This window comes from Shewanella sp. MF05913, assembly GCF_059758095.1.
Window position 1 is genome coordinate 177,244 of the sequence record NZ_JCAYNT010000002.1, and the last position, 26,010, is coordinate 203,253.

Genomic DNA, 26,010 nt, shown 5'->3' on the forward strand with positions numbered 1-26,010 from the left:
AACAGTAACGACAGATTATTTAGCATTGGGAATACCATAATGACACAAGATGAAATGAAAAAAGCCGCAGGCTGGGCTGCACTACAATATGTCAAAAAAGACACCATAGTTGGTGTTGGCACGGGCTCTACAGTCAATCACTTTATTGATGCACTTGCGACAATGAAAGATGACATCGAAGGCGCGGTATCAAGTTCAGAAGCCTCAACTAAAAAGTTGATTGAATTGGGCATTGAAGTATTCGATTTAAACAGTGTTGACATGATAGATGTCTACGTTGACGGCGCAGATGAAATCAACGACCGCATGGACATGATTAAAGGCGGCGGCGCGGCATTAACTCGCGAAAAAATTGTCGCCGCAGTCGCGAAAAAGTTTATTTGTATTGTTGATAATACTAAGCAAGTATCCATTTTAGGGGAGTTCCCGTTGCCTGTTGAAGTCATTCCAATGGCGCGCTCTTATGTGGCACGTGAATTAGTCAAACTTGGCGGTGACCCAGTGTATCGCCAAGGGGTTGTGACCGACAACGGTAACGTGATTTTAGACGTCTACAACATGCAAATTTTAGATCCTAAAGTGATGGAAACTAAGATTAATGCCATTGTAGGTGTCGTCACTAACGGCCTATTTGCAAACCGCGGTGCAGACGTATTACTAGTGGGTACGCCAGATGGCGTCAATACCGTCACCTTGTAATTATCCCTAATGGTTTTAAATAGCCTCAGCAATTACTGAAAATGGCCTCGCAAATTTGCTAGGCCATTTTTTTAACGGCTATAAGGATTAACTATACGCTGAACTAAATCACCATTTCCTCAAGATTAGTTCACGGTGCCAAAGGATTTCTGAAATTGGCATCAGCTTTATACCAATTCCATTAATTATCTGGTCATTCAGCGGGAATTCTGTGCCTTCTAGGCAAGTAATAGGATTGAAGACATAGTTGCTCTACGTCAAAATGCTATTAAGCAGCATAGAAGGCACAGAAAACCGCCTTGCAGGAGACACTCAGACCGTTCATTTCTTTGTTGCATTGTCTTAGAAGGGAATAACCATTATTTCAACAATGCGCCTCAAACTGAACAATCTGAGTGACTCTGATTGGTCACATAATTAATGGAAATGGTATTACATCCACATTGAATAAATAATTTACCTCCATATAAACCTTTTACCGACTTGCACCTGTCAAATAACTACACAATCATAATGGACAGTTTGGAATATTAAGGATGCCGGTATCAATCAGCCTAATTCACAGCCAATAAACCACCTCGCGCAGCTAGACGACAATCAACTTGTTGCCATTGCCACAACTGGGTGTCAGCAGGCATTTGAACAACTGTATCGCCGGCACCACCAGCGGGTATACGCGATTTGTTTTCGACTCAGCGGCCAAAAGGCACTTGCCGATGACATCACTCAAGCGTGTTTTATTCGCTTATGGCACAAGCTGGGGCAATTTAAAGGCGATAGCCAGTTTACTACCTGGCTGCATCGGTTATGTGTTCGCCAGGCCATTAACGATTTAAAGGCGCAACAATCGTTATGGCGACGATTTTTACCTGCAGAAGATATTGCACATAAAGACATGCCAAGCGTTGAATTAACCGATTACCATTTACTCGACAAATGTATCGCTAAGTTACCGCAACGAACTCGCATTGTGTTTGTACTGTGCGCGATTGAAGGTTATCAACATAATGAAATAGCAGCACTACTGAACATTGCAGTGGGCACCAGCAAAGCGCAGTACCACAATGCAAAACACTTACTACAGGAGATGCTGGCATGAGCGCTAAAAAGCATGACCTAGACCATTTAATCGGTACTTTGCCGCCTGAGATTGCGCCAACGACAGACTTATGGGATGGCATTAAGCCGCGCTTAACGTCGAAATTAACGCCGCAAAAAGCGCTTCATAAAAATGTCGTTCGCCCGTTATGGGCAATAGCCGCTACATTCCTAGTGTGTTCATTATTATGGTTAACACAATGGCGCGACGAACCTGTACTACCTCAAGAACAAACATTATCACAGGTGCAAACGGCAAAAATCACGACTGCAACAGTAGACACATCTGCATCAATTGATGTGGATAATCACTTAATCGAATTGATAAACCAAGTTGCTCAAACTCATCAAAACCAATTAAATGGATTTATCCGCAATCAATATACCGTGAGCTGGCAGTTATCCGCAGACAACAATGAGCATATTCAAGCAGACATTGCCAAGGCGCTCGCAGAGCTAGAAAGCGCGTCAAGTCAAGTGCAAGCAGCATTGGCACAACAGCCGACTAATCAACAACTTTGGCAACTATGGCGCTGGATAATGCAGCGTCAAATCACTCTATTACAGCAAGGGCAAAAATTGCCTTTTACCCACACACGTACAGCACAAGGAAATACCCTATGAGCAGCATAAAATACGCACTATTAGCGCCATTAATGGCCATAAGCGCCTTATCTATTGCAGCAGAGTCGGTCGACCAGCAACACGATGTCGTTGCTAACCCCAACGTGAGTATCAAAGTACAACGTGGCAATGTGGAATTTATTAGCTGGGACAACAACAGCATCCAAGTTAAAGGCGAACTAGACGAGCTAAGCAAAGGGTTTATATTCGATGTAAAAGGCAATATGGTGGTGATTGAGGACAAACTTCCGCGCAGCTATCAAGGCAGTAATAAACAAGGCTCGCAACTGACCATTTATCTACCCAAACAACTTAACCTTAACGCCGAAGGCGTATCAGCCGATTTTAGCGTTGCCAAGTTAAGCGGGCAAGTTGCAATGGCATTAGTCAGTGGCAACATTCTGGCGGGACAATTAAACGGTGATACCAAGTTAACAACGGTGTCAGGTAACATCACCAGTGACCAATTAAACGGCAAAATTAATCTTGAAACCGTATCGGGGGACATCAAGGATAATGGCAGCCAAGGTCAAGCTGAGCTGAGATTAGTCAGTGGTGAGCTCAATACCGACAGCGACTATACCCAGGTTACGATTGACCAAGTCTCTGGTGATATCAGTGCGACCTTAAAGGCGATATCTGTTTTAAATATGGTCACAATCAGTGGCGATGCCCAATTAATACTGGGTGCTGAACTGGCAAACGCTAGACTAGAAACCATAAGCGGTGACATGAATTTACGATTTACTGAGCAGCCTAATGTAAGCTTTACGATTGATGGCGGCCCAGGTGGCAAAATTGATAATCAATTGACCGACGATACTCCCTTAAAGCAGAAATACTCGCCAAGTAAAACCTTGCAATTTAACACGTTATCAGGTGATGGCCAGGTGAATATCAACACCATTAGCGGCCGAATCATCCTACATAAATAGCTCTCACATAATAAATAGTTCTCACATAATAATGCCCGACTAAGCAAGACAAACACATAAAAACAAAATACCCAACGACAATAATATCGTTGGGCATTTTATTACCACACCTACATTTGGGCTAATTATGCTTAAGCAACGTCACTCACAAACTAGGTTAAGCTGAGGTTTTATTTAACTGATTTGACTTCGTCATCAGTCAAAAAACGCCATTCGCCAGGCGCTAAATTGGCATCTAACTCTATGTTGCCCACGGCTTCTCGGTGAAGATTTACCACTTTATTGCCTACCGCAGCAAACATACGTTTTACTTGGTGATATTTACCTTCGCTAATGGTTAAACGCACTTGAGTTGGCTCTACAATCTCCAGTACCGCAGGTTTTGTTAATCCATCTTCATTACGTAATTCAATACCATCAACAAAGGTTTGCACTAGGCTGTCGTCTATCGGGTCTGCTAATTCAACAAAATAACGTTTACCGCAATCTTTCTTTGGTGAAGTGATTTTGTGCGACCATTTACCATCACTGGTGATCAGCACTAAGCCTGTCGTGTCAGCATCTAAACGTCCAGCGATATGTAAAGTGTCGGCTTTTTCAATTTCCATCAAACTTAACACCGACGGATATTGCTCATCAATCGTAGAACAAATGGTATCAACCGGTTTATTCATCATGATGTAACGATCGCCTACAATGCTGATAGACAGACCTTCTAGGCACACATCCATTTGCGGCAACACCTTAAAACCAGAATTCTTAACCACCTCGCCATCACAGGTCACATCACCACGATGCAGGGCTCTTTTGGCCAACGAACGGGTCAATTCGGTACTTTCACAGATAAATTTGTCTAAACGCACAATACACACTCACTCTAAATACAATGGCGCTATTATGCGGCTTACACGGTTAAATAGAAATCAATCAGTGAATTTTTTACGGTATACGTAATTTTTGGTTACATATCCTCAGTCCATCTGAGGCAAAAAGGACTAAATGCGCCTTGTTTTCTAGCCTAGTAAGGCCTTAACATAGTATTCACAACAATGTTGGGGTTTTCCTTTAGTTAAGGACCAACAATAATAATAAAAATACAAAATGCTCGTACGCCAATATTTGGCGCCTAAAACACAGCAAAGGAAATACAATGAAAAAGTTGGTTATTGGAGGTCTTTGTGCCTCACTTATCGCAGGTCTAAGCGCTTGTAGTGATGACAAGGCTGTCGTTGCACCCGTTGCAGACGTTGCTAAAACAGCCACCGCTGTTGCCGTTGAAAAAGCATTAACGTCTGGTATTACATTCGACAACATCGATAAAACGGTTCGTCCACAAGACGATTTCTACATGTACGTAAACGGTGCATGGATGAAGAATGCTGAAATTCCTGGCGACCGTACCAACATTGGTGCGTTTTACGACTTACGTGAAAATGCCCGTGATGACGTTAAAGTCATTATCGAAGATTTAAGTGCTACGCCAAATCTAGCTGACGGCAGCGATGAACAAAAAGTAGCTGACTTATATCGCTCATTTATGGACGTTGAAACCTTAAATAAAATCGGTATCGCGCCAATCCAAGCTGACTTAGATAAAATTGCCGCCTTAAAAGACAAAAAAGAATTAACCGCGTTTTTTGGTGAAAACCAAGCTAACGGCGGCGGAACACCATTAGCGTTTTATGTCGAAATCGATGCAAAGAACTCTAGCCGTTACGCGACCCATATTTGGCAATATGGATTAAGCCTTCCTGAAAAAGATTACTATTTTAATCAAGAAGAGCGCTTTGTTAACATCCGTAAAGCCTATGTTGAACACATTGAAAAAATGTACACGCTAGCTGGATTACCTAATGCGAAAGCCAATGCAGAAGCGGTACTTGCACTAGAAACGCAAATTGCTGAAAAACATTGGGATGTGGTAGAAACGCGCGACAGCACCAAAACATACAACCTATACCAAGTGAAAGATCTTGCGACACTTGCACCAGACATTAACTGGGAAGGTTATTTAGCGGCTGTGGGTGGTGATAAACAAACAGATATCATCATCAACCAACCAAGTTATATCCAGGGATTAAGCCAGGTTATCAAAAGTAACGAGCTTGATGCATGGAAAAACTACCTAACGTGGATGACGCTAACCCACAATGCAAGCAACATGTCTGAAGCATTAGACAACGAAAACTTTGCCTTTTTCTCGAAAACCTTAAACGGTCAAGAAGAGCAAGAACCACGCTGGAAACGCGGTGTGAGCACAGTAAGCGACACCCTAGGTGAAGTGGTGGGTAAAGTGTACGTTAAGCGTCACTTTGCGCCAGAAGCTAAAACCCGTATGGAACACCTTGTTGAAAACCTACGCGGGGCTTATGGTTCAAGCATCGAGTCATTAGATTGGATGAGTGCAGACACTAAAGTGGCTGCAAAAGACAAATTAGCAAAATTCAATCCAAAAATTGGTTACCCAAACAAGTGGGATGATTACACTAAATTAACCATTAAAGCAGATGATTTAGTGGGTAACGCTAAACGCGCTGCTATTTTTGAACACAACAAAAGTTTAGCTAAATTGGGTCAACCAATTGATAAAGACGAGTGGCACATGACGCCACAAACCGTTAATGCTTACTACAACCCAACCATGAACGAAATCGTGTTCCCTGCAGCGATTTTACAACCGCCATTCTTTAACCTAGAAGCTGACGACGCAGTTAACTACGGTGGTATTGGTGCGGTTATCGGCCACGAAATGGGCCACGGTTTTGACGACCAAGGTGCTAAGTTTGATGGCGAAGGTAACATGCGTGACTGGTGGACAGAAGCTGACTTAAAAGCATTTGAAACCAAAGGTAATGCATTAATTACTCAATACGATGGTTATCAAGTATTTGACGATTTACACGTAAACGGCAGCTTAACATTGGGCGAAAACATCGGTGACTTGTCAGGCGTTACTATCGCTTACAAAGCTTACAAAATGTCACTTGATGGCAAAGAAGCGCCGGTCATTGATGGTCTAACCGGCGATCAACGTTTCTTTATGGGCTTTACGCAAATTTGGCGCGTGAAGATGAAAGAAGAAGCAATGCGTAATCGTGTAGCCACTGATCCGCATTCACCTGGTCACTTCCGTGCACTAGGCGCACTGTCTAACATGCCTGAGTTCTATACTACTTATGACGTGAAAGAAGGCGACAAGATGTATATCGCACCAGAAAGCCGTGTAAAAATTTGGTAATCAACTAGGGCCTGCTGATCTTTCAAGGTTGTTTTTGCAGCGAATTGTTGGCCATTATTCACATTTAGAACTGCGCGGCAGAGACATAGAGGTGTAGTTATTCTACATAAAAAGTCGATAACGCAGTAAAAATGGCCAACAAACGCTTCCCGAAGGGTTCGGCTAAAAATGTTTTACTCTTTGTTGAATGAATTTTGCTTAGATGACTAGGCATCTATCCATTCGCCTCGATTAAAACGTTTTTAACTCGAACAAAATTTAACCAAAAAAGGTCAGCAGGCCCTAAGTAAATAGCTGACCTAGGTCACATTTACACACAAAAAGGGCATCGTTTGATGCCCTTTTTTATAAGTAAAAAAACAATAAGCCACTCATAAATAATAACAATATTAAATTTCGATGCATCAATAGGCTTTATTAAACCTTGTTCATTCAGCCCCTATTCAGCGAAAAAGCGGTACAGTGATTTCACAGACATTTTGCTGGAGTTATTCGATGAATAAATTGTTTCGTACGTTTTTTATCTTCTTAATTTTACTGTCAACCCGAGGCGCGATTGCTCAACCTAACGAAGTTAAATATAACAAGTTAGCCGAGTCATCTGATTTCAGCCAAACGTCGCACAATGACATTGACCAGCTAGTCAGCCTACGCGAACACAATACTCCCGCTGCAATTCAAGATACTCGCGATTTACATGCATTAATGATTCGCGCTCCTGAAGCGCAGCAAGAGCTTGTAGACCTACTAAACCATATTAATCAAATGAGCCATACAACAGCTATCATTCCTGCTACGAAAAGTTATGCTCGTGCCGCGCAAAAAGTGCAATTAAAGTTTAATGGCGACGCCAGCCAATTAACCGATATCGCCCGCGCCAGTGTGGTAGCCAATGATGTAAGCAGCTTACTGGTAAGTTTTGAACAATTGCGCCAACACACTGATATTGTGCAATTAAAAAACCGATTTGCGACACCTAAAACCTCAGGTTATCGTGATTTAAATGTATTGGTTAAATTGCCACAAAGTCAAATGGTGGTAGAAGTACAGTTTCATTTAAATGACATCGCCGAGATTAAGAGCGGCCCAGAGCATCTCGTTTATGAGCAAATTCAAGCGATAGAGTTACAAGCAAAAAACCAGTCAAGAACAGTAAACGATATCGAAAAAGCCAATATTGCTAAGTTACGCCAAGACTCTCACAAGCAATACCATAAAGCTTGGCTAAACTATAAACGTCAAAGTATCTACCCATCATCAATACAAGCCGCGTAGTTATTCGCAGTAACAAACACCCTTTGGCGCTCATTTGAGCGCTTTTTTTTTGCCAGAAAAATGCATGCTCAAACACTTCTGCTATAATCGCGCCCAATAGCTTCCTGCTGGATATACACATGAACGAAATTATTGATCAACTGCAAGAGTTAAGCGAAACCGTACCGGTACCATTAGAGCTGCCTACTTTTGAGCAACTTGTTGAAGTTGAAGAGCAAATTCTTATTGGCTTACCTAAAGATTTAAAAGAATTTCTGCTAGAAGCCAGTGATGTGATTTATGGCACCATTGAACCGGTAACGGTTGCCGATCCTAACTCACATACTTATCTTCCTGAAGTGACCTGCTACGCGTGGTCTATTGGTATGCCGCGTGAACAAATTGCAATTTGCCAAGTCGGTGATGGCTTTTACTGCATTAACGAAGAAGGTGAAGTGCAGTTTTGGAAAAATGGGCGTTTCAAAGAGGAAGGTTGGGAGTCATTGTGGGATTGGATTGAAGACGTGTGGCTTGGACAGTAAAATACTGTTGCCAATACAATAAACGTTAACGCATAGAAATACAGGAATAAACATGTCTAAGAATACCGGCTTGAACGCGATTGAAATGCAATATTTACGCTTATCTTTAGGCCTAACAACTGAACAAGTTGCCAGCCTGAGTGCCACCAGCAACGAAGACGTATTGGCCTGGGAAGCTGGCGAAAAAGATGCTCCCGTACCAGCACAAAAAAAATTACTCGATATCGATGACATTATCGAGATGCAAGTGCTAAACACCACCGATGGTATTGAAGAGTTATTTAAAAAAGAGCCAAAGCGCCGTTTAGCGTTTGTGGTTTACCCAACTCAAGCGCTTTACACTCAATATAACCCAGAGTTTTTAAGCTCATTGCCGCTAACTGAATTGTATAACACAGCAGCATGGCGCATTAAAAAAGAGTGTAAATTGTTGCTTGAAGTCGATGTGAGTTTAGTGGCATTGGATGCCGAAGCGTACAAAGCTTATCGCGCTGACACAGGCGCAAGTGAAAGTCGTGAAAGCCGTGCAAAATGGGCTGCGACTCAGCTTTAATCAATATTGTCGTCAAAATGATTGCGGTCTAGTATTCACTCGATTTTGACGATTAAAAAAGCCACCTAACACGTTGAGTGTTAGGTGGCTTTTTAGTGGTGCTTAATGAGCTTACAGTTAATCCAGCTTTAAAGCCGGATTAACGCCACTCATATCACTATCAAATTAGAACTTCATTGTCACTTTAGTGTAAACATAACGGCCTAGTGGGTTATGTACGCCCATTGCATAACCGTAAAGATCTGCATCGCCGTCACCAATCGCAAATGATGGTTCTTCATCAAACACGTTATTTACACCAACCGACAGTTTAAACATATCATTAATGCGGTATGAGCCAGACATATCAACTAACAACTGCGCGTCAACAGTACGCGTTTTGTTGTAATCTTCAAACTCGCCGATGTAGCTTAAGTTTACGTTGGCAGCAAAGTCGTCCATCATCCAGTTAGTTGTCGCTAACCAACGGTGTTGTGGATACTCGTACTCACCAGTGTAATCGATAGTCTCGCCATCAACTTCTTTTTCGAAGCTGATCAAGTAGCTGTACTCTAAACCGAACTTAATATCGCCATAGTTACTTAGCTCAAGGCCATAATGAGTCGATAAGTCGATACCTTGCACTTCTTGCGAACCGATGTTAACAAATCCAGATTTGATCACATCAATCGACCCAAATGTTTGACCTGCTTGTGGCGCAGTTCGTAAACACACGGTGCTGTTTTGATCGCCACAGTTTTCATCGTAAAGCTCTTGGTTTTGCAGTGAATCAATTTTGTTGTCTTGAACAATATTGAATAAATCAAAACCAATATCAAACTGCTGACTTGGTGCCCAAATCATCCCAACGTTCCAGGTTTCAGACTCTTCAGCATCTAAATCAGGGTTGCCGGCAAAGATAAAGTTATAATCTAATAATCCACAGTCGACATTGTCGGCGGCACAACGATAGCTATCGATTAAAAAATCACTCTTTTCTGATGGGCCTAAACCAATTTGCGCAAGTGAGGGTGCACGGAACCCCGTAGACCAAGAACCACGTGCCGTAATCTCATCGTTAATGCCCCATTGGAAGGCAATTTTAGGGTTAGTGGTTGAACCAAAATCGCTGTAGCTGTCATAACGACCGGCTAACTGTAATTCAAAATTATCTGCAACAGGAATAGATAATTCTACGTAGGCAGCATGTTGATCACGCGAACCAAATGCAGATACCGCTTCAGTTCCAAAAATCAGACCTCGCTGGAACTGCTCATCTGGAATGTCACTGACACTTTCTTCACGATACTCTGCACCTGCTGCCATCATGATATCGCGATCTGCGATAGTAAATGCATGGCCAGTAATACTCGCATCATAGGCGGTAATGCTCGACTTACCCTGTCTCACTAAACTAGTGGTAATACGGTCAATCACATCTTGCGAGTTAGCTACGCCACCAAATGGATTGTAATTACCCGCATCGATTTCAGCTTGTAAGTAGTCAGTTCTTACCCAGCCTTGTGAACGATCGCCTGTTTGCGTTGATTCACTGCGGCCACGCTGCGCAGACACTTCCCAATCCCAATCATTTATGACGCCACGAAGACCAGCCACAATACGCATGGTATCTGATTCGATGTCCCAACGACGTGCGCCGGCATCAACGGTACGGTAACGGCCAATATCAATATCCTGCCCAAAAGGATTGTCTGGATGAGTACCAGGTACGGTCATTTTTGCTTTTTCATCCAATGGCGTTGGTGCACCGCCGGCTTCAGAAGTGTTGTGTTGTACAGACAATTCCAAAAATGCCGTTAAATCTTCACCTAACATGTAATCAAACTGGCCAATTGCTCCTACTCGTTCAGAAGTAGGAATGGTCATGTTGTATGGGCCATAGTCAAACAAACAATAATCATCACTGACGCTATCTGCAGGGCAATCAGGGTCAATGGTTTGCACGCCATTCACATAAAAATAGCCAGGATAGCCACGTGATGAACGGTAATCTTCACCACCGTAAGGTGATTGATAAGCTGTGCCAAAACGGCCCATATCTTCTGCAGATAAAGTACCGTTAGTAAAATAATCTAAAATAACTGACGCGCTGCCTTTATCGGCTTTTACGCCCCACACTAAACTTGCTGTGGTTTCGTCATAACCCGTACCACTGTCGTCGCCATAACCTAAGTTAATTTCAATGCCTTCAATGTCTTTTCTCAAGACAATGTTCACCACACCCGCGATAGCGTCTGAACCATAAATGGCTGACGCGCCATCTTTTAGGATGTCGATACGCTCAATAGCAGAAACCGGAATGTTGTTAATATCAACAAATGAGTTTGAAATACCTTCGGCAAATGCACTCGAACCAACCCGACGACCATTGATTAACACCAATGTCGCATCTGGGCCTAAGCCGCGTAAACTGATTGATGCACCACCGTTTGCGGTAGAATCCTGGCTGTTACCCCGGGTAGAAAACGCACCAGAGCCGTTAGCAGGCATACGTTCAAGTAATTGCTGTAGGTTGTCAAAACCCATGTTAGCAATATCGTCTTTGTTGAGTGATTGTACTGGCGAAGGCCCTTCAATATCAGTCCGTTTGATACGAGAACCCGTTACTTCAATGCGTTCAACTTTTGCTTGAGCGTCATCAGCCGCTTGAGCAATAAGTGAAACAGGAGCAAAAGAGAGTGAAACAGCGATAGCGCAGGCGCTTCGTAATAGGGTAGTTTTTTTCATGATCATCCTTAACGTTAATTTATTGTTTTATATCCATGACTACTGCAAACTGCGGCAACAACATTACCGCTTACTACTTTCTTGGATGCTAATCTACGTGTTCAAGTTATGTTAAATTTTAACAATGTCAATACATTGTAAGCGCAATGCCGTAATGTAAATGCAACCAATCACTTAATCAAGAATAAACAATCAAAAAAAGTGAATTTAAATTCTTTTAGTATGGAGGTCAGATGAGTGATCAAAAGCAAGTTAGTGCACACTTTCATGCAAACCTAGGCCTATACTGGCTTGTCTCAGGTGCGTTGTTAATTTCAGTGAGCATTGTTGGTATTCCTTTGTTATTGCTGTGGTTTCCTTTAGGTTTACTGGCAACCAAACGGTATATTGCCAATATGAGTGCTGAGTTGACGCCCCAAAAACTGATTGTCCGTAAAGGATTATTAACCCGCACAGAGAACACGGTCCCTTTGGATAAAATAACCGATATGGCGCTTATTCAAGGGCCGTTAATGCGGGTGTTTGGTATACACAAACTCACCGTTGAAACGGCTGGGCAATCGGGTATGGGGTCGTTGATCAGTTTAGTCGGCGTTGTCGATGTGCAAGCGTTTAGAGAAAAGGTGTTATTGCAAAAATCATTACTAACAGAGCGCCAATCTACGGTTGTAGATAACGTCGATATCGATCAATTATTGCTTGAGAACCTGCAACAAATGAATGCTACTTTGCTGCGTATTGAACAAGCGTTAGCGCCACACTCTCCACAATAGGTTTTTGCTATTTATCATGTCGAATAAAAATAAACATAGCTCTTTTACTACTCAAATTCATACTCTTTTAAAAGCCACAGGCCCGGGCATTTTAATGGCTGCCGCAGCCATTGGCGCATCGCATTTAGTTGCCTCAACTCGTGCTGGGGCCGAGTTTGGCTGGCAGTTAGCCTGGCTGATTTTACTCGTCAACATCCTAAAATATCCCTTTTTTGCTGCAGGCGCGCGCTATACCGCCGCCACAGATGAAAGCCTACTTCAAGGCTATCAAAAGCAAGGTAGAGGCTATTTAATGCTATTTACGGGGCTTAATGTCATCGCAGCCATTGCCAGTACGGCAGGGGTTTGCATGTTAACCGCGGCAATGCTGACGCAATTTGTGCCATTATCAATTGATGTTTTAGCACTGATGGTTTTACTCAGCTCGCTAGCGTTATTGATTTTTGGTCATTACACACTGCTCGATAAAATGACTAAAGTGATTATGTTTGCCCTTACCCTGACGACGTTAATCGCCGTCGCGTTAGCCTTTAATCACCAAACGGGTTTGGCAACGCCATTGGCAAGTGAATCACCCTGGCAATGGGCTTACGTGGGCTTTTTAGTGGCGATGATGGGGTGGATGCCGGCGCCCATTGAAGTCAGCGCCTGGAATTCATTGTGGCTCATTGAAAAACGCAAAAGCCAAACCGTCACCGCAAAACAGGCCATTTTCGATTTCAATTTAGGCTATGTCACCACCGCCATTCTCGCGATTGTGTTTTTAGCATTAGGCGCACTCGTGATGCACGGCAGTGGCGAGCGTTTCTCTGATTCAGGCGCGGTATTTGCCTCACAACTTATCACTCTTTATAGCCAAGTGATGGGCAATGAAACCCGTTATTTGATTGGTATTGTGGCTTTTTTATGTATTTTCAGCACCACAGTCACCGTCATAGATGGCTACAGCCGTACTTTGGATATGGGCTGGAAGCTGCTGTCTAATAATACGTCGCCACGCAGTTATTTAACGCCGGTGATGTTAGGTGTGAGTGCACTCGGCTTAATGCTTATTTTATTCTTTAAAGGTGCTTTGCTTCCATTACTTGAATTTGTGATGATCCTTGCTTTTATGACTACTGTGATTTTTGCCTGGCTAAACTTCCGCTTAATGACCAGTAAAAACTTACCTCAAGAGCATCGTTATGGCCCTGTTATGGTGGCTCTGTCTTGGCTTGGGTTAGTGTACTTAGTCAGTTTTGCACTGTTGTTTATTTATTGGTATTTAACAAAATGATTGGCTTAAAAGCGATGAGCTTAACCATGCTTGAACTCAAAGCCATAAAATCAATAACAGCACAGATTTGCGGATTAATCAGCTTAAGCTTATTGCCTTTATCTGCTTTTGGAATCGGTTTTACCAACACAGATGTACAAACCATTATTGATAATGACTCAAGGCCGTTTAGCGGTAGGATATTGATAAGCGATAATCAACAAACCTATGTCGATTATCAAGCAGGAGATGGCATAGTCAAAGACAGCCGATTCATCATTGGTTCAATCTCTAAAACCATCACTGCCACTTTAGTTTTAGGTGCGGTTGAGCAGCAAAAATTAACCTTATACGATGACATCACTGATTATTTGAATATTGTGACCGAACATCCCGTCACTGTTGCGCAACTGCTTAACCATACCGCGGGCATTTTGCCGCCCAAACCGGCCAGCTTAAATGCGAGGTCACAATTTATTCCTGCGAGCCAATTTAGTTACTCTAACTATGGCTACAAATTACTTGGCGATATACTGAGTCAACGCTACCACATGCCCTACTCTGATTTAGTTAATCAATTCGCCAAACAATACCAACTCGACATCAGTGCTGATGTCGGTGAAATCACGGCTATGTATGCGAATCAGCCGCGTTTAGTCCCCGGGTTTATGGAGCAACAACAGCAACGAGTGCTTTTAGATGAGCTCACAATCGATGATAGTTTTATTGCTTTTGGCGCCATGCAAGCCAGTAGTCAAGGTATTGCCGCGTTTATCGCAGGCTTACAGCAACAGCGTTTTATATCATCAGACAGTGTCAAAGCCATGTCGACTGGCAGTGCCAAGCGACCACATCGCTGGGGTGAACTCGGTTATGGCTATGGTTTGCAAATTAATCATCAGGATGGGCTAATCGAATACAGCCATAGCGGTTACTTACCAGGCTACATCAGCCTGATGCTCTATTATCCGCAAGTACAATTAAGTGTGGTTATTTTAGAAAATACCTCATGGGACTTAGACAACATGGATCGTGTTTTTGGTTTACATGACAAAATTCGCCAGGCAATAAGAAATCGACTAAAAACTGACGAATAATCTGACGGATCGCACATAACTCGCTATAATAGCGCTTCGTCACTTGACCTAAACCACTTATGCGCAGCCGCGCCAGAGAACCTTATGATTAACAATGATATTCTTCGCCGTATTCGTTTTGTTTTTGACTTTTCAAATGCCAAAATGATTAATATTTTCAGCCAAGCTAATACCGAAATCACCACAGATGAAATTATTGCGCTGCTGAAAAAAGAGGAAGAAGAAGGTTATCAAGCTTGTAACGACAAATTAATGTGTCAGTTTTTAGATGGTTTGATTATCAACAACCGTGGCTTAAAGCAAGGTACAGAAGTGCCTGCACCATTAAAGCAATTAACCAATAATCTTATTTTCAAAAAATTGCGTGTTGCACTAGAAATGCGTGAAGAAGATATTATTGCAGCATTAGCCTTAGCAGATTTTGCCATGTCTAAATCGGAGCTAGGTGCACTTTTCCGTAATCCTGACCACAAAAACTATAAAACATGCGGCGACCAAGTGTTACGTAACTTTGTAAAAGGGTTATCGATTAAACACCGCGGTATGTAAGCTTTCTGAGAAAGTCGCAATGACCCACATTGCAACACGCTAATAATGCGTAGCTTAGGCTGCGCATTTTTGTTTCTAGCGTTTGAATTCAAACAAAGCTTATTGAATGTATGCATTTGAAGTAGGACTGTAGTTCATAATAAAAAACGTGATTTTAGTCACTTAACAGACCACAAAAAACATCAGACGTGATAATCTATCTTGAAAATATTCTAATCACAAACACACTTATAAAGGTTACCCATGGACGATAATAAACGCCCCCTATATCTTCCTTTCGCTGGTCCTGCGATTCTTGAATCTCCTCTGCTTAACAAAGGCACTGCATTTAGCGAAGAAGAACGCATTTATTTTAACCTTGAAGGCTTATTACCTTGGGTAATTGAAACTATCGACGAACAGGCATCGCGTGCATATGACCAGTTTAAGAGTTTCAATAACGACCTTGATAAACATATTTATCTGCGCAACATTCAAGACACCAACGAAACGCTTTTTTATCGATTATTGCGTAATCACATCACCGAAATGATGCCGATTATCTACACCCCTACAGTGGGTTTAGCCTGTGAGCGTTTCTCAAAAAACTATCGTCGTAACCGCGGGTTATTTATTTCATACCCAAACAAAGACCGTATAGATGACATCCTAAACAACTCTACTCGTCATAAAGTAAAAGTGATTGTAGTCACTGATGGTGAGCGTATTTTAGGCCTTGGCGACCAAGGTATTGGTGGAATGGGGATCCCAATTGGTAAATTGTCACTCTACACCAGTTGTGGTGGCATCAGCCCAGCTTACTGTTTAGCCATTACCTTAGATGTGGGTACCGACAACCCGAATTTGTTAGAAGATCCTATGTACATGGGCTGGCGTCATCAACGTATTGGCGGTGAAGAATACGCTGAATTTGTTGAAGAATTTATGCAAGCTGTTAGCCGTCGCTGGCCAGATGCGTTAATTCAATTCGAAGATTTTGCGCAAAAAAATGCCATGCCATTACTGGAACGCTACAAAGATCAATATTGTAGTTTTAACGATGACATTCAGGGTACTGCTGCTGTAACAGTAGGTTCATTGCTGGCAGCCTGTAAAGCAGCTAACAGCAAACTAAGCCAACAACGCATCACCTTTTTAGGTGCCGGTAGCGCAGGTTGCGGCATTGCCGAAGCCATTGTGGCGCAAATGGTTGCTGAAGGCATCAGTGATGAGCAAGCACGCTCTCAAGTGTTTATGGTTGACCGTTGGGGCTTGTTGCTAGACAACATGCCTAACTTGCTACCATTCCAACAGAAGTTAGCTCAGCAATGCGATCGCGTTAATGGCTGGGATAACTATAGCGACAACATTTCGTTATTGGATGTGGTTAACAACGCCAAGCCAACCGTGTTAATTGGTGTATCTGGCGCGCCAGGATTATTTACAGAAGAAATTATTCGTGCCATGCACAGCCACTGCGAACGCCCTATTGTGTTCCCACTGTCAAACCCAACAAGCCGTGTAGAAGCAACACCAAAAGACATTTTACACTGGACCTCAGGTCAAGCTTTAGTGGCAACAGGCAGTCCGTTTGAGCCAGTTGTTGTTAATGGCGTAACCTATGAAATTGCCCAGTGTAATAATAGCTTTATCTTCCCTGGCATTGGCTTAGGAGTGCTATCTTGCGGTGCTAAACGCGTGTCAGATGAAATGCTAATGGCATCAAGCCAGGCGTTATCTGAATGCTCACCACTGGGTAAAAACGGTACGGGTTCGTTATTGCCAAAACTTGAAGATATTCAAGAAGTCAGTAAATACATTGCCTTTGCGGTTGCAAGAACAGCGATTGATCAAGGTTTAGCGTTACCGTGCACCGATGAGCTTTTACAGCAATCGATTGAAGCAAACTTCTGGGAGCCAGAATACCGTCGTTATAGACGTACCGCATTTTAATTAATATTAAGCGTCTTAAAACAAAAAATCCCAGCCTAGCTGGGATTTTTTATGTTCACATAACATAGCTTAAGCTGACATCACCTGTTTAAAACTGTTAAACATAGAACGATCGGTACGGGCTTTTTTAAGCTTACGGATACACTCTTTAAGCGACTGCTCAGCTAAACGACCGAATACGCCATCGTATTCATTATTATTCATTTCTTCTTCAGAATCCGCACTGTCTGCAATTTCTTGTGCAACTCGGCTTAATTGCATCCACGCATTGGCAATATAAAAGCCATGGAATTCAGCTTTGGTCATTAACTTCTGTGCACTGCCTGGCAGAGCATCCCAAGCGTGAGCAAATGCGTTAGCGTTATCTTCAATCAGCTCTTTAAATAAGCCTTCGTAAGCCTCTTGAAGTGTTTCTGGTAATTTGTCCATGGGTAGCACTTTATTGGCTACATTGTACGAAATCTGTTTGGCTACATCTTGATATTGCTGATCAACGTTACTCATGGTGTTCTCTCTACTTTTAGCAACTATGTACATAATATGTGGTCAACACTCAGGCGCTTTTAAGGCGACTCTGCAAGGCTATTCAGAGCAAAGTGTATATAAAGCCACAATCACAAAGGCGTCTTTATACTCGCGTACTTATGTGAATGCAAACGTCAACATCGATATTATTATTGCAAAAAGGATACAAAAACGTCTGCTGAACATGCCAAAAACAAGTGTAACAAAACATTAACATGATATAATAATCGCGAAAAACTCATCCGCAAGACATTAATACAAAAAAACGCTATTCTTGGAAACGTTAAGCCTAAAATAATAATGAATGCTGGAACTCTGACACTTTGTTTACGCTAAAAATAACGCAATTGACTCGCACTATCGTACTCATGCTTTTGATGGGATTGAGTACTATTGCATATGCCAATCCTATCGAAAACGTTCGCGCTGATGAAATTTATCAGCTGTTTGATAGCGGCAAATTTTTACCCGATGACGAAGTGAGCGCACTACTGCAAGAGTACAAAAATAGTTTAGTCTTAAACGATTCTATTCGGCAGCAATTACATATCCGCTTAACATGCTGGAGCTTGCCTTCTGATACTACTGAGCAAATGACGGCAGCTATAGCTTATGCCGATGAATACCTTAAAATATATGCCCAACCCAGCCCATCTCTTATCCAGGTTGATCTGCAATTATGCAAAACATGGTACTTACATCATTTAGGTCAAAACAGCTCACTATTTGAGGCTTTAGATCGCGCTATCGACAATGCTTATTTGCTTGAAGACCCACGTCTTATTGCGGACGGACGCAGTATTAGAGGCTCAATACTATCTTATATGGGTAACTTTTCAGCCGCATTAGAAGATCTCATCACAGCGCAAAACTTATATGAAACCCTTAATATTCCTTATTGGGCCAACGTCAATTTAAGTGAGCTAGCCAACAGTTACAGGCGCTTTGGCGATGCGACAACAGCGTTAAAATATCAATTAATACTTGAGCAGTACTACATTGACAACCAACAGAAGTTTGCAGCAAACCAAACGAACAACGAAATAGCCATGTCACTCGAAGAGCTCGGTCGGTTTCAGGAAGCGATTGTGCGCTATCAAAAAACACGCGAGTTTTGGCTCAACGAAAAAGAGTTCATTGCCGCTGCAGATACTTCGATCAGTATCGGTGGTAATTTAATTAATTTAAATCGTTTAGATGAAGCAAAATTGGTACTTGAACAAGCCGAAAAACAGATTAAATCTGATAATGATGGCAGTTATAGTTATATGAATTTATATCTTGCCCAAGTCCACTCCAAACTCAACAACAATACCCAAGCGCTAGAGTACATTCAAAAAGCCGAAAAAGCCTTTCTTTACAGCGAAAATGCTCGAGGGTTAAACAAAGCATTACGTTTAAAAAGCGAGATTTATCAAGCTCTAGCGCAATGGCCTGAGGCCTATCAATCATTATCGGCCTATATTGACTCACATTTAGCACTCGACAAGCAAACCATGTCAGACAGAAAGTCTGAAATGCAAACTCGTTTTGATACCCACAAAATTCAAACTGAAAACGACTTGTTAGTGCAGCGAGATAAAGACAAAGAGCAACAATTGCAGATAATGCAGCGCAACGAAAACATGCAAATTATCATTATTATCTTAGTGGCGATTATTTTAATCATTGTGTCGATTTTCGCCTATAAACAATTGATGCGGAAACAGTTGTTTAGACGCCTCGCGCTCACCGATGAGCTAACTAAATTATCAAATAGGCGTGATACCTATTCACAGGGGCAACACTTTTTAAAAGTGGCTCAACTCTCTGGCAAACCTTTTTCGATTATCTCTTTCGATGCCGACCATTTTAAACGTGTTAATGACCAACTTGGTCATGATATTGGTGACAAGGTTCTGGTTAAACTGGCATCGATTTGTGCCAGTATGATGCGAGACACCGATGTTGTTGGCCGAGTGGGTGGTGAAGAGTTTTTAGTATTATTGCCTAACATCGATAAAACCAAAGCCATCGAAATTGCAGAGCGCTTAATCGAAACCATAGCACATTACGATTGGCAACAAATTGCGCCTAACTTAGCACAAACCGTCAGCGCTGGGGTTGCAAGCTACAGTAGCGAAGTAGAGCTATCGCCATTGTTACTCAAAGCCGACAAAGCGCTCTATTCCGCCAAAGCAGCGGGCAGAAACTGTGTTAAAGCCGAGTAAAACGGGTATAATTTCTGCGTGTTTACTCAATGATAGTGTTATGACTGCAACGACCCCTGAATCAAATCCAGATCAACATCTCGATCTTACCAGCCAATCAGCTGAGCCATGTCCATTGACAGCGGCCCAGCTTGATGCGCTCAACAGACAAATCAAACTCTGGGGTAAAGAACTCGGTTTTGCTCACATTGGCGTGGCAGACATTGATTTAAGCCAACACGAAGCGGGATTGCAAGACTGGTTAGATAAAGGCTATCACGGTGAAATGAACTACATGGCGAGCCATGGCATGATGCGCGCCAGGCCTAATGAGTTACATCCTGGCAGCTTACGAGTCATTTGTGCACGTATGGATTATTTGCCACCTGATGCCGGTTTTGCCAGTAATTTAACCAACCCAAACTTAGCCTACATCTCGCGTTATGCAGGTGGACGTGATTACCATAAAATGATCCGTCAACGGCTTAAAAAACTCGGTGATAAGATTACGGAACACTGCAAAACCCTTGGATTTGAAGACACCGACTTTAGACCATTTGTCGATTCTGCACCGATATTAGAGCGACCACTGGCAGACAAAGCTGGACTGGGCTGGACGGGCAAACATTCACTGATTTTACACCCCGACGCTGGCAGTTGGTTTTTTCTCGGTGAACTGCTCATTAACCTGCCTTTACCGTTAGATATTCCAATAGAAGAAGGCTGTAACACTTGCGTTGCCTGCATAAAGTCATGCCCTACAGATGCGATAGTTGCGCCATATGTCGTTGATGCTAGGCGCTGTATCTCTTATTTAACGATAGAGTTGCAGGGCGCGATCCCTGAAGAATTTAGACCTTTAATCGGTAACCGAATTTATGGTTGTGACGATTGCCAATTAGTCTGCCCAGTTAACAGCAAAGCACCATTAACTCATGAAAGCGACTTTCATACCCGTCCATCTCTCATCCAACCGGACTTAATCAGCTTATTTAATTGGTCTGAGGCCGTGTTTTTACGCCAAACCGAAGGCAGTGCAATAAGACGTATCGGCCATAAACGCTGGCTACGTAACATCGCCATTGCATTAGGTAATGCACCTGCAAATCCCGATATCATTGCCGCACTCGAGAAACGTAAACTCAGCGACGAAGTCGATGACATGGTGCTAGAGCATATCGATTGGGCGCAGGCACAACAAAAGCAAAAAGCGCCACAAGAGGCGCTTTCACGTAAAACTCAACGAGTCATCCGCTCAGTACAAAAAGGCTTACCAAGAGACGCCTAGGCTTTAGGTGTTTTCGTCTGAGTCAGGCTAAACAGTCATGATGTTAAGCATCTAATGTAAAGCCCACTTTTATGGTGACTTGCCAGTGGGCAAAATACCAATTCCAATAATTATCTGGTCATTCAGCGGGAATTCTGCGCTTTTTTAGGCAAGTAATAGGATTGTAGACATAGTTGTTCTACGTCAAAATCATATTAAGCAGCATAAAAAGTGCAGAAACCCGCCCTTGGGAGTCACTCAGGCTTCCCATTTCTTTGTTGCATTGTTTTACAAGGGAACAGCCATTCTTTCATCAATGCGCCTCAAACTGAAAAACCTGAGTGACTCTGATTGAGCACATAATTATTGGAATTGGTATCACCCCTCTTCCAAGTGGCCACGGGTTTCTATTACTTCAAACCAGCGTAAATGCTTAACCGTTTTATTGGCCTGAGCAATGGCGTTTTTTACTGCCTCGTCGCTGCTGATTGGCGATGAACCGACAAGTTCAATAATCTTGTAAGTATGACTCATGCTAACTCCTTATTTTCAGATCATTAAAGCGGTATTAATAAATGATTAATCCTTTATCAGTATAGCCTTAAGCTTGTCTGTTCGCTTTTTTCTATCGTGCGAGGCGTTATGTGGTTTCAATCATATGACGCGGTCAGGAACGACGTTTCTCTCTCGTATGGTGTGTTGGTTAATCGCTTAACTTGCTCTGCAATGATCAGTTATCGAATATTGTATACAGCAAAGTCGTTTCATTAACTAAAATTAATAGTTAAATATGTAAAAAAACTCATACAGGCGTCTGGACGTCTAGAAGTTTATTGTGTTACTCTGCTGCCAAGCAATCGAATTGATTTCATCAGCTAGTTGAGCAAGATTCATGTGGAGAGAAAATGATAGAGCTTAGACACCTTCGCACCTTGATGGCGTTAAAAGAAAGTGGCAGTTTGGCGGGCGCCGCTAAAAAGCGGTTTGTAACCCAGTCGGCACTTTCTCATCAAATTAAAGAGTTAGAGACTCGTATTAACTCAGCTATTTTTGTTCGAAAAAGTAAACCGTTAACTTTCACTCATGAAGGTTCACGACTGCTGAATTTAGCAGAAGAAATCTTACCAAAGGTGATTGCAACAGAGTCAGATCTTAAACGCGGTCTTGAAGGAGAAAGCCAGCAGCTTAAATTGGGTATTGAATGCCACAGTTGTTTTCGCTGGTTAATGCCGGTTATTGAGCAATTTAAGCAACATGCTCCAGCAGCGCAAATTGATATTTCAAGCCGCCATTTATTTGATTCACTTAATGCGCTAGAAACAGGCGGGTTAGATATTGTGCTCACTTCTGATCCAGTTCCAGGACACAGTGTGGCGTATCAACATTTGTTTGATTTTGAAGTAAAACTCGTGACATCGAGTGAGCATACGTTAGCGAAAAAAGCCTACGTAACGCCAACAGATTTAGCGAAACAAACCTTGATTAGTTATCCTGTGCCGTTAGCTCGTTTAGACATTTACAAGCACTTCTTAGAACCTGCAGGCATTGAACCTGGTGAGCAAAAGCAATGCGACTTAACGTCAATGTTATTGCAACGAGTAGCTTGTAATGATGGCGTAGCGACGTTACCAACATGGTCAATTCGTGAAAGCCAGGGCTTAAGTTTGGCGGCGGTAAAACTAGGTTCAGAAGGGCTTAAGCGTCCGTTATTTGGCGCTTATCGCCGAGACGCCACTAATGCTAATTTGATTCAAAAGTGGCTTGAGCTTGTTGCAAGTGAAGGCATGGCATTACAACGGATTAATCAATAGTTTCCGTTTAGCTAACACGCGTCGAAGCACAAGTCCTGCTGAGTCAGGGTTTTGTGTTTGACGTAAGTTATGCGCGATTAAAAACTCTTCACGTAAATCATCATCTAAGCCTAAAGACTCAAATGCCTCTAAAGACAGTTTTTGTTGTTGCTGGTCAATCAATGATTTAAGCACTTTTAATGATACGGGTCTTGGCAACTCTGCATTTAAATACGCAAATGCCGTTAAAGCAATCACTTGTCCAAACACACTAAACAAGGCCAAGGTTTGCACTTCATCAGCATCGACTTTTATCCCTGCTCCAGCTTCGTTTTCTGCCCGCAGTAGCTCGATACAATCATGTGCAATTTTTTCGTTTAACGCCCAGTAACCCTGCACTAACTTTTTGTATGGCTCGGCGAGTTCATCAAGACGTTCTTTTAAATAAAACGAAAAAGCATAACGGTAAATATTCACCTGACCTAAACGAATTAATGCGTCTTTTACACTGCGGCTTTTGGTCGACACAACCCCTGCGGTTTGCGCTGTATTACTGCGTTGTAATAAATGAGCGGCAAGCGCGGGATCGGCAGAAACCGTATCAATAACAATGCGAATATCTGCTTCGTTAATCAGTGCTTTTTTTAATGGTATCAAAATACCACGACGGCCAATCACTTGCTCTTCATTGCCAATAATCGCTTGAACTTGAGTCAGCACTTGTTGTTCAAGATTTGTCATATGCATCAGTTACCTTTGGTGAAAGAATCAGGCTATAAATTAATTTAACGATATATCAAAACGAAAGCCAGTAATAGTTTACTGGCTTTGGTGTTTAAGCTGAGTTAGCTGAGTTGATTAAAAGCGGTAACCCGCGGTTAATCTAAACGCTCGGCCAGTGCCTGAGTAATAACCATTACCAAAAGACGAGTAATAACCTGTACCAACATACTCCTCATCTAACAAATTATCGACACGTAAACTCGCAGTCCAGGCACTACGCTGATAGTTTAACGCGAGATTAGTGAGTACATAACTGTCTAGCTTATCGCCAGCATTACTGTTGTCGCCTTCCATGTAACGCTCGCCAGTGTAAACGCCTTCAACAAAGGTTTGCCAATGATCAGCAAAATCGTAACTCATGTACGCTTTACCTGAATGCTCAGCGACCCATGATAGTGCTTTACCCTCGTTTTCACCTTGAGTAAATTCGGCATCAATATAGTCGTACGAAGCGCCTAACAACCAGTCATTTGATAACTGCACTTCATAACTCGTGTTAATACCAAAACGGCGAGATTCGTCGGCATTAACGTTTGCACCACCACCGTAAGGTCCGTCAGTACGGCTACCGTCGTAAACAATCTCATCTTCTAAATCAAGACGATAAAGGTTTAACTTAACGGTTTGCGTTGCACCAGTCCAATCCCAGCCGGCCTCAAAAGAACGCCCGGTTTGCGGATCTAATCCTTGCACGTCTAATGGCGTATAGGCTTGTTCATCCACTTTCGCAAAACGGAAGTTATCATTGGCGCGAACATAAAAACGATGTTCTACACTTGGACGATAATTGACACCTAACTCCAATGCATGAGCATCGTTATCGAGCTCAATACCTTCTGCATACAATAATTGATCAGTTAAATCGTCGGTCACTTCAGAATAACGACCACCAACTACATATGACAATGTTGAGGTTAACGGCACAGTCGCTTGAACATAAGCACTTTGCATGGTTTGTTCGTTATTACGTTGAATATATAAGGTGTCAAAGTCAGCCTCACCTCGGCTTACATCAATACCAGCAACCATAGTTAAAGCACCATTTGCTAACGGATAATTCGCGGTCGCTTTTGGTGAAAAACTCAATAAATCACGATCAATATGCCCTGCACTGCCAAACAATAAGCTGCTCGTTGAAGTATCGGAATACGTTAAATCAGCACCCAGTGCCCATACATCAGTAAGTTGATATTGATAGCCACTGCGAACAGCGGTAGTGATTTCGTGAGAATATTCACCGTCTGAAAAAGACGCGACTTGGCGAGGATTATCTTCATACTGCGCTAAACTTAACGCCCCTGGAGCCTGGCGATCATTATCGAAGTAATTCACTTCTACATAAAAATCTTCAACATCGGTTTGGTACTGAATACGACCTAGAATAGAGCCGGTTTCGTTGTCGTTATTATCACGATAATTATCGCTTTCGTTATAACTGCCCGCTAGAAAGTAACGCCAGGTGTCGCTGATGGCTCCAGAGACATCGCCTTTAACTTCATAGGTATCAAAACTGCCACCACTGACTTGTAAGCCACCAGCGGTTTCTGTTGGGGCTTTAGTAATAATGTTAATCACGCCGCCTACCGCTTGGTCGCCATACAATACACCCGCACTGCCAGACAAAATCTCAACGCGTTCAATTAAGTTAAGTGGAATGGATTCAACACTTGGTGCAGAAATATCGATATTATTTAACCGACGGCCGTCGACTAAAATAAGGGTATTATTAACCGCTTGCGAAGCTGAAAAACCGCGCATCGAAAACACAGTACCAGAATTATTATCGGACACTTGAATACCGGATTGGCCGCGCAGTAAATCGGTTAAATTATTTGCGCCGCTCATTTCGATGTCAGCTGCATCGATAACATTTACATTGGCAGCAATATTTAACGGATTGGTTTGATTGCGACCAATCACCACAATCGTCTCATCCATTTTCACATCTGCATTAGACGCGTTTGAGGCACTTGGTATTGATTGTGTTGAGGTTGGTGCTGCAACAGCATTAAGGCTCGTTGCGCAAAGCATGGCACTGATTAATAGTGCGATTGTAGTTGGTTTAGTACCCATTTACCTTTAACTCCTGAAAGGAAAAATGGGGCAATAGCGCCGCAACATTGACCACCACTTTGCGGCTTACTCATCTGAGTAAACCAAAAACGGCATAACATCACATC

The 26,010-nt window shown here is 42.5% G+C and carries 22 protein-coding genes; 16 read left to right on the forward strand and 6 right to left on the reverse strand.

What is annotated here, in order from left to right; all coding sequences use genetic code 11:
- Nucleotides 1-39: 39 nt before the first annotated feature.
- The 4 genes from rpiA to AC19MV_RS04220 all read left to right on the forward strand — a co-directional run bounded on the left by rpiA (nucleotide 40) and on the right by AC19MV_RS04220 (nucleotide 3,356).
- Complete coding sequence (rpiA, locus tag AC19MV_RS04205; RefSeq protein ID WP_432399133.1) at nucleotides 40-699, forward strand: ribose-5-phosphate isomerase RpiA; 660 nt, start codon at nucleotides 40-42, stop codon at nucleotides 697-699.
- Between the two features lie 544 nt (nucleotides 700-1,243).
- Nucleotides 1,244-1,798 (forward strand): RNA polymerase sigma factor, encoded by a 555-nt coding sequence (locus AC19MV_RS04210; protein WP_498306259.1) that lies wholly within the window; start codon nucleotides 1,244-1,246, stop codon nucleotides 1,796-1,798.
- The gene (locus tag AC19MV_RS04215) at nucleotides 1,795-2,421 is read left to right on the forward strand and encodes a hypothetical protein (RefSeq protein ID WP_498305902.1); all 627 of its coding nucleotides are present in this window, start codon (nucleotides 1,795-1,797) and stop codon (nucleotides 2,419-2,421) included. The genes AC19MV_RS04210 and AC19MV_RS04215 overlap by 4 nt, the downstream gene beginning before the upstream one ends.
- Entirely contained in the window at nucleotides 2,418-3,356 is a 939-nt protein-coding gene (locus AC19MV_RS04220) for a DUF4097 family beta strand repeat-containing protein (RefSeq protein ID WP_498305903.1), read from the forward strand. Before AC19MV_RS04215 ends, AC19MV_RS04220 begins: the two co-directional genes overlap by 4 nt.
- 170 nt (nucleotides 3,357-3,526) lie before the next feature.
- Here AC19MV_RS04220 and rsuA read toward each other — a convergent pair whose 3' ends face one another.
- Nucleotides 3,527-4,219 carry a 16S rRNA pseudouridine(516) synthase RsuA gene (gene rsuA / locus AC19MV_RS04225; RefSeq protein WP_498305904.1) on the reverse strand — a complete coding sequence of 231 codons (693 nt, stop codon included), beginning with the start codon at nucleotides 4,217-4,219 and terminating at the stop codon, nucleotides 3,527-3,529.
- A 287-nt stretch (nucleotides 4,220-4,506) separates the two neighbouring features.
- Between rsuA and AC19MV_RS04230 the strand changes: the two genes are divergently transcribed.
- The 4 genes from AC19MV_RS04230 to AC19MV_RS04245 all read left to right on the forward strand — a co-directional run bounded on the left by AC19MV_RS04230 (nucleotide 4,507) and on the right by AC19MV_RS04245 (nucleotide 8,943).
- On the forward strand, nucleotides 4,507-6,594 hold the full coding sequence (locus AC19MV_RS04230; protein WP_498305905.1) for a M13 family metallopeptidase: 2,088 nt from the start codon (nucleotides 4,507-4,509) through the stop codon (nucleotides 6,592-6,594).
- A gap of 495 nt (nucleotides 6,595-7,089) precedes the next feature.
- Complete coding sequence (locus AC19MV_RS04235; RefSeq protein WP_498305906.1) at nucleotides 7,090-7,869, forward strand: RelA/SpoT domain-containing protein; 780 nt, start codon at nucleotides 7,090-7,092, stop codon at nucleotides 7,867-7,869.
- A gap of 119 nt (nucleotides 7,870-7,988) precedes the next feature.
- Nucleotides 7,989-8,390, forward strand: a complete 402-nt coding sequence (locus AC19MV_RS04240) for an SMI1/KNR4 family protein (protein WP_432399141.1) — start codon at nucleotides 7,989-7,991, stop codon at nucleotides 8,388-8,390.
- Between the two features lie 52 nt (nucleotides 8,391-8,442).
- Nucleotides 8,443-8,943 (forward strand): DUF4447 family protein, encoded by a 501-nt coding sequence (locus AC19MV_RS04245; RefSeq protein ID WP_432399142.1) that lies wholly within the window; start codon nucleotides 8,443-8,445, stop codon nucleotides 8,941-8,943.
- Between the two features lie 165 nt (nucleotides 8,944-9,108).
- On the opposite strand, the gene AC19MV_RS04250 is transcribed toward AC19MV_RS04245, so the two are convergent.
- On the reverse strand, nucleotides 9,109-11,670 hold the full coding sequence (locus tag AC19MV_RS04250) for a TonB-dependent receptor (RefSeq protein WP_498305907.1): 2,562 nt from the start codon (nucleotides 11,668-11,670) through the stop codon (nucleotides 9,109-9,111).
- Nucleotides 11,671-11,903: 233 nt separating this feature from the next.
- On the opposite strand from AC19MV_RS04250, the gene AC19MV_RS04255 reads away from it, so the two are divergent.
- From AC19MV_RS04255 to AC19MV_RS04275, 5 genes are all read left to right on the forward strand, one after another.
- Nucleotides 11,904-12,443: a PH domain-containing protein gene (locus tag AC19MV_RS04255; RefSeq protein WP_498305908.1), complete on the forward strand. Its 540-nt coding sequence runs from the start codon at nucleotides 11,904-11,906 to the stop codon at nucleotides 12,441-12,443.
- Between the two features lie 16 nt (nucleotides 12,444-12,459).
- Entirely contained in the window at nucleotides 12,460-13,719 is a 1,260-nt protein-coding gene (locus AC19MV_RS04260) for an NRAMP family divalent metal transporter (protein ID WP_498305909.1), read from the forward strand.
- On the forward strand, nucleotides 13,716-14,795 hold the full coding sequence (locus AC19MV_RS04265; protein ID WP_498305910.1) for a serine hydrolase domain-containing protein: 1,080 nt from the start codon (nucleotides 13,716-13,718) through the stop codon (nucleotides 14,793-14,795). The genes AC19MV_RS04260 and AC19MV_RS04265 overlap by 4 nt, the downstream gene beginning before the upstream one ends.
- Before the next feature lie 84 nt (nucleotides 14,796-14,879).
- Nucleotides 14,880-15,344: a YehS family protein gene (locus AC19MV_RS04270; protein WP_498305911.1), complete on the forward strand. Its 465-nt coding sequence runs from the start codon at nucleotides 14,880-14,882 to the stop codon at nucleotides 15,342-15,344.
- Between the two features lie 243 nt (nucleotides 15,345-15,587).
- On the forward strand, nucleotides 15,588-17,276 hold the full coding sequence (locus tag AC19MV_RS04275; protein WP_432399148.1) for an NAD-dependent malic enzyme: 1,689 nt from the start codon (nucleotides 15,588-15,590) through the stop codon (nucleotides 17,274-17,276).
- Between the two features lie 69 nt (nucleotides 17,277-17,345).
- Here the strand turns inward: AC19MV_RS04275 and AC19MV_RS04280 are convergent, their stop codons facing one another.
- Nucleotides 17,346-17,780, reverse strand: coding sequence for a DUF3069 domain-containing protein (locus AC19MV_RS04280; protein ID WP_432399149.1), 435 nt, complete (start codon nucleotides 17,778-17,780; stop codon nucleotides 17,346-17,348).
- 404 nt (nucleotides 17,781-18,184) lie between these two features.
- Between AC19MV_RS04280 and AC19MV_RS04285 the strand changes: the two genes are divergently transcribed.
- Both AC19MV_RS04285 and queG read left to right on the forward strand, forming a co-directional pair.
- Nucleotides 18,185-20,011, forward strand: a complete 1,827-nt coding sequence (locus tag AC19MV_RS04285; RefSeq protein ID WP_498305912.1) for a tetratricopeptide repeat-containing diguanylate cyclase — start codon at nucleotides 18,185-18,187, stop codon at nucleotides 20,009-20,011.
- 40 nt (nucleotides 20,012-20,051) lie between these two features.
- Nucleotides 20,052-21,278 (forward strand): tRNA epoxyqueuosine(34) reductase QueG, encoded by a 1,227-nt coding sequence (gene queG / locus AC19MV_RS04290; RefSeq protein WP_498305913.1) that lies wholly within the window; start codon nucleotides 20,052-20,054, stop codon nucleotides 21,276-21,278.
- Nucleotides 21,279-21,635: 357 nt separating this feature from the next.
- On the opposite strand, the gene AC19MV_RS04295 is transcribed toward queG, so the two are convergent.
- A complete protein-coding gene (locus AC19MV_RS04295) occupies nucleotides 21,636-21,791 on the reverse strand; it encodes a dodecin (RefSeq protein ID WP_498305914.1) in 156 nt (51 codons plus the stop codon).
- A gap of 371 nt (nucleotides 21,792-22,162) precedes the next feature.
- Between AC19MV_RS04295 and AC19MV_RS04300 the strand changes: the two genes are divergently transcribed.
- The gene (locus AC19MV_RS04300) at nucleotides 22,163-23,068 is read left to right on the forward strand and encodes a LysR family transcriptional regulator (protein WP_432399154.1); all 906 of its coding nucleotides are present in this window, start codon (nucleotides 22,163-22,165) and stop codon (nucleotides 23,066-23,068) included.
- On the opposite strand, the gene AC19MV_RS04305 is transcribed toward AC19MV_RS04300, so the two are convergent.
- The gene (locus tag AC19MV_RS04305; RefSeq protein WP_498305915.1) at nucleotides 23,048-23,788 is read right to left on the reverse strand and encodes an HDOD domain-containing protein; all 741 of its coding nucleotides are present in this window, start codon (nucleotides 23,786-23,788) and stop codon (nucleotides 23,048-23,050) included. The two genes, AC19MV_RS04300 and AC19MV_RS04305, sit on opposite strands and share 21 nt — an antisense overlap.
- Nucleotides 23,789-23,905: 117 nt before the next feature.
- The gene (locus AC19MV_RS04310; protein WP_498305916.1) at nucleotides 23,906-25,903 is read right to left on the reverse strand and encodes a TonB-dependent receptor; all 1,998 of its coding nucleotides are present in this window, start codon (nucleotides 25,901-25,903) and stop codon (nucleotides 23,906-23,908) included.
- Between the last annotated feature and the right edge of the window lie 107 nt (nucleotides 25,904-26,010).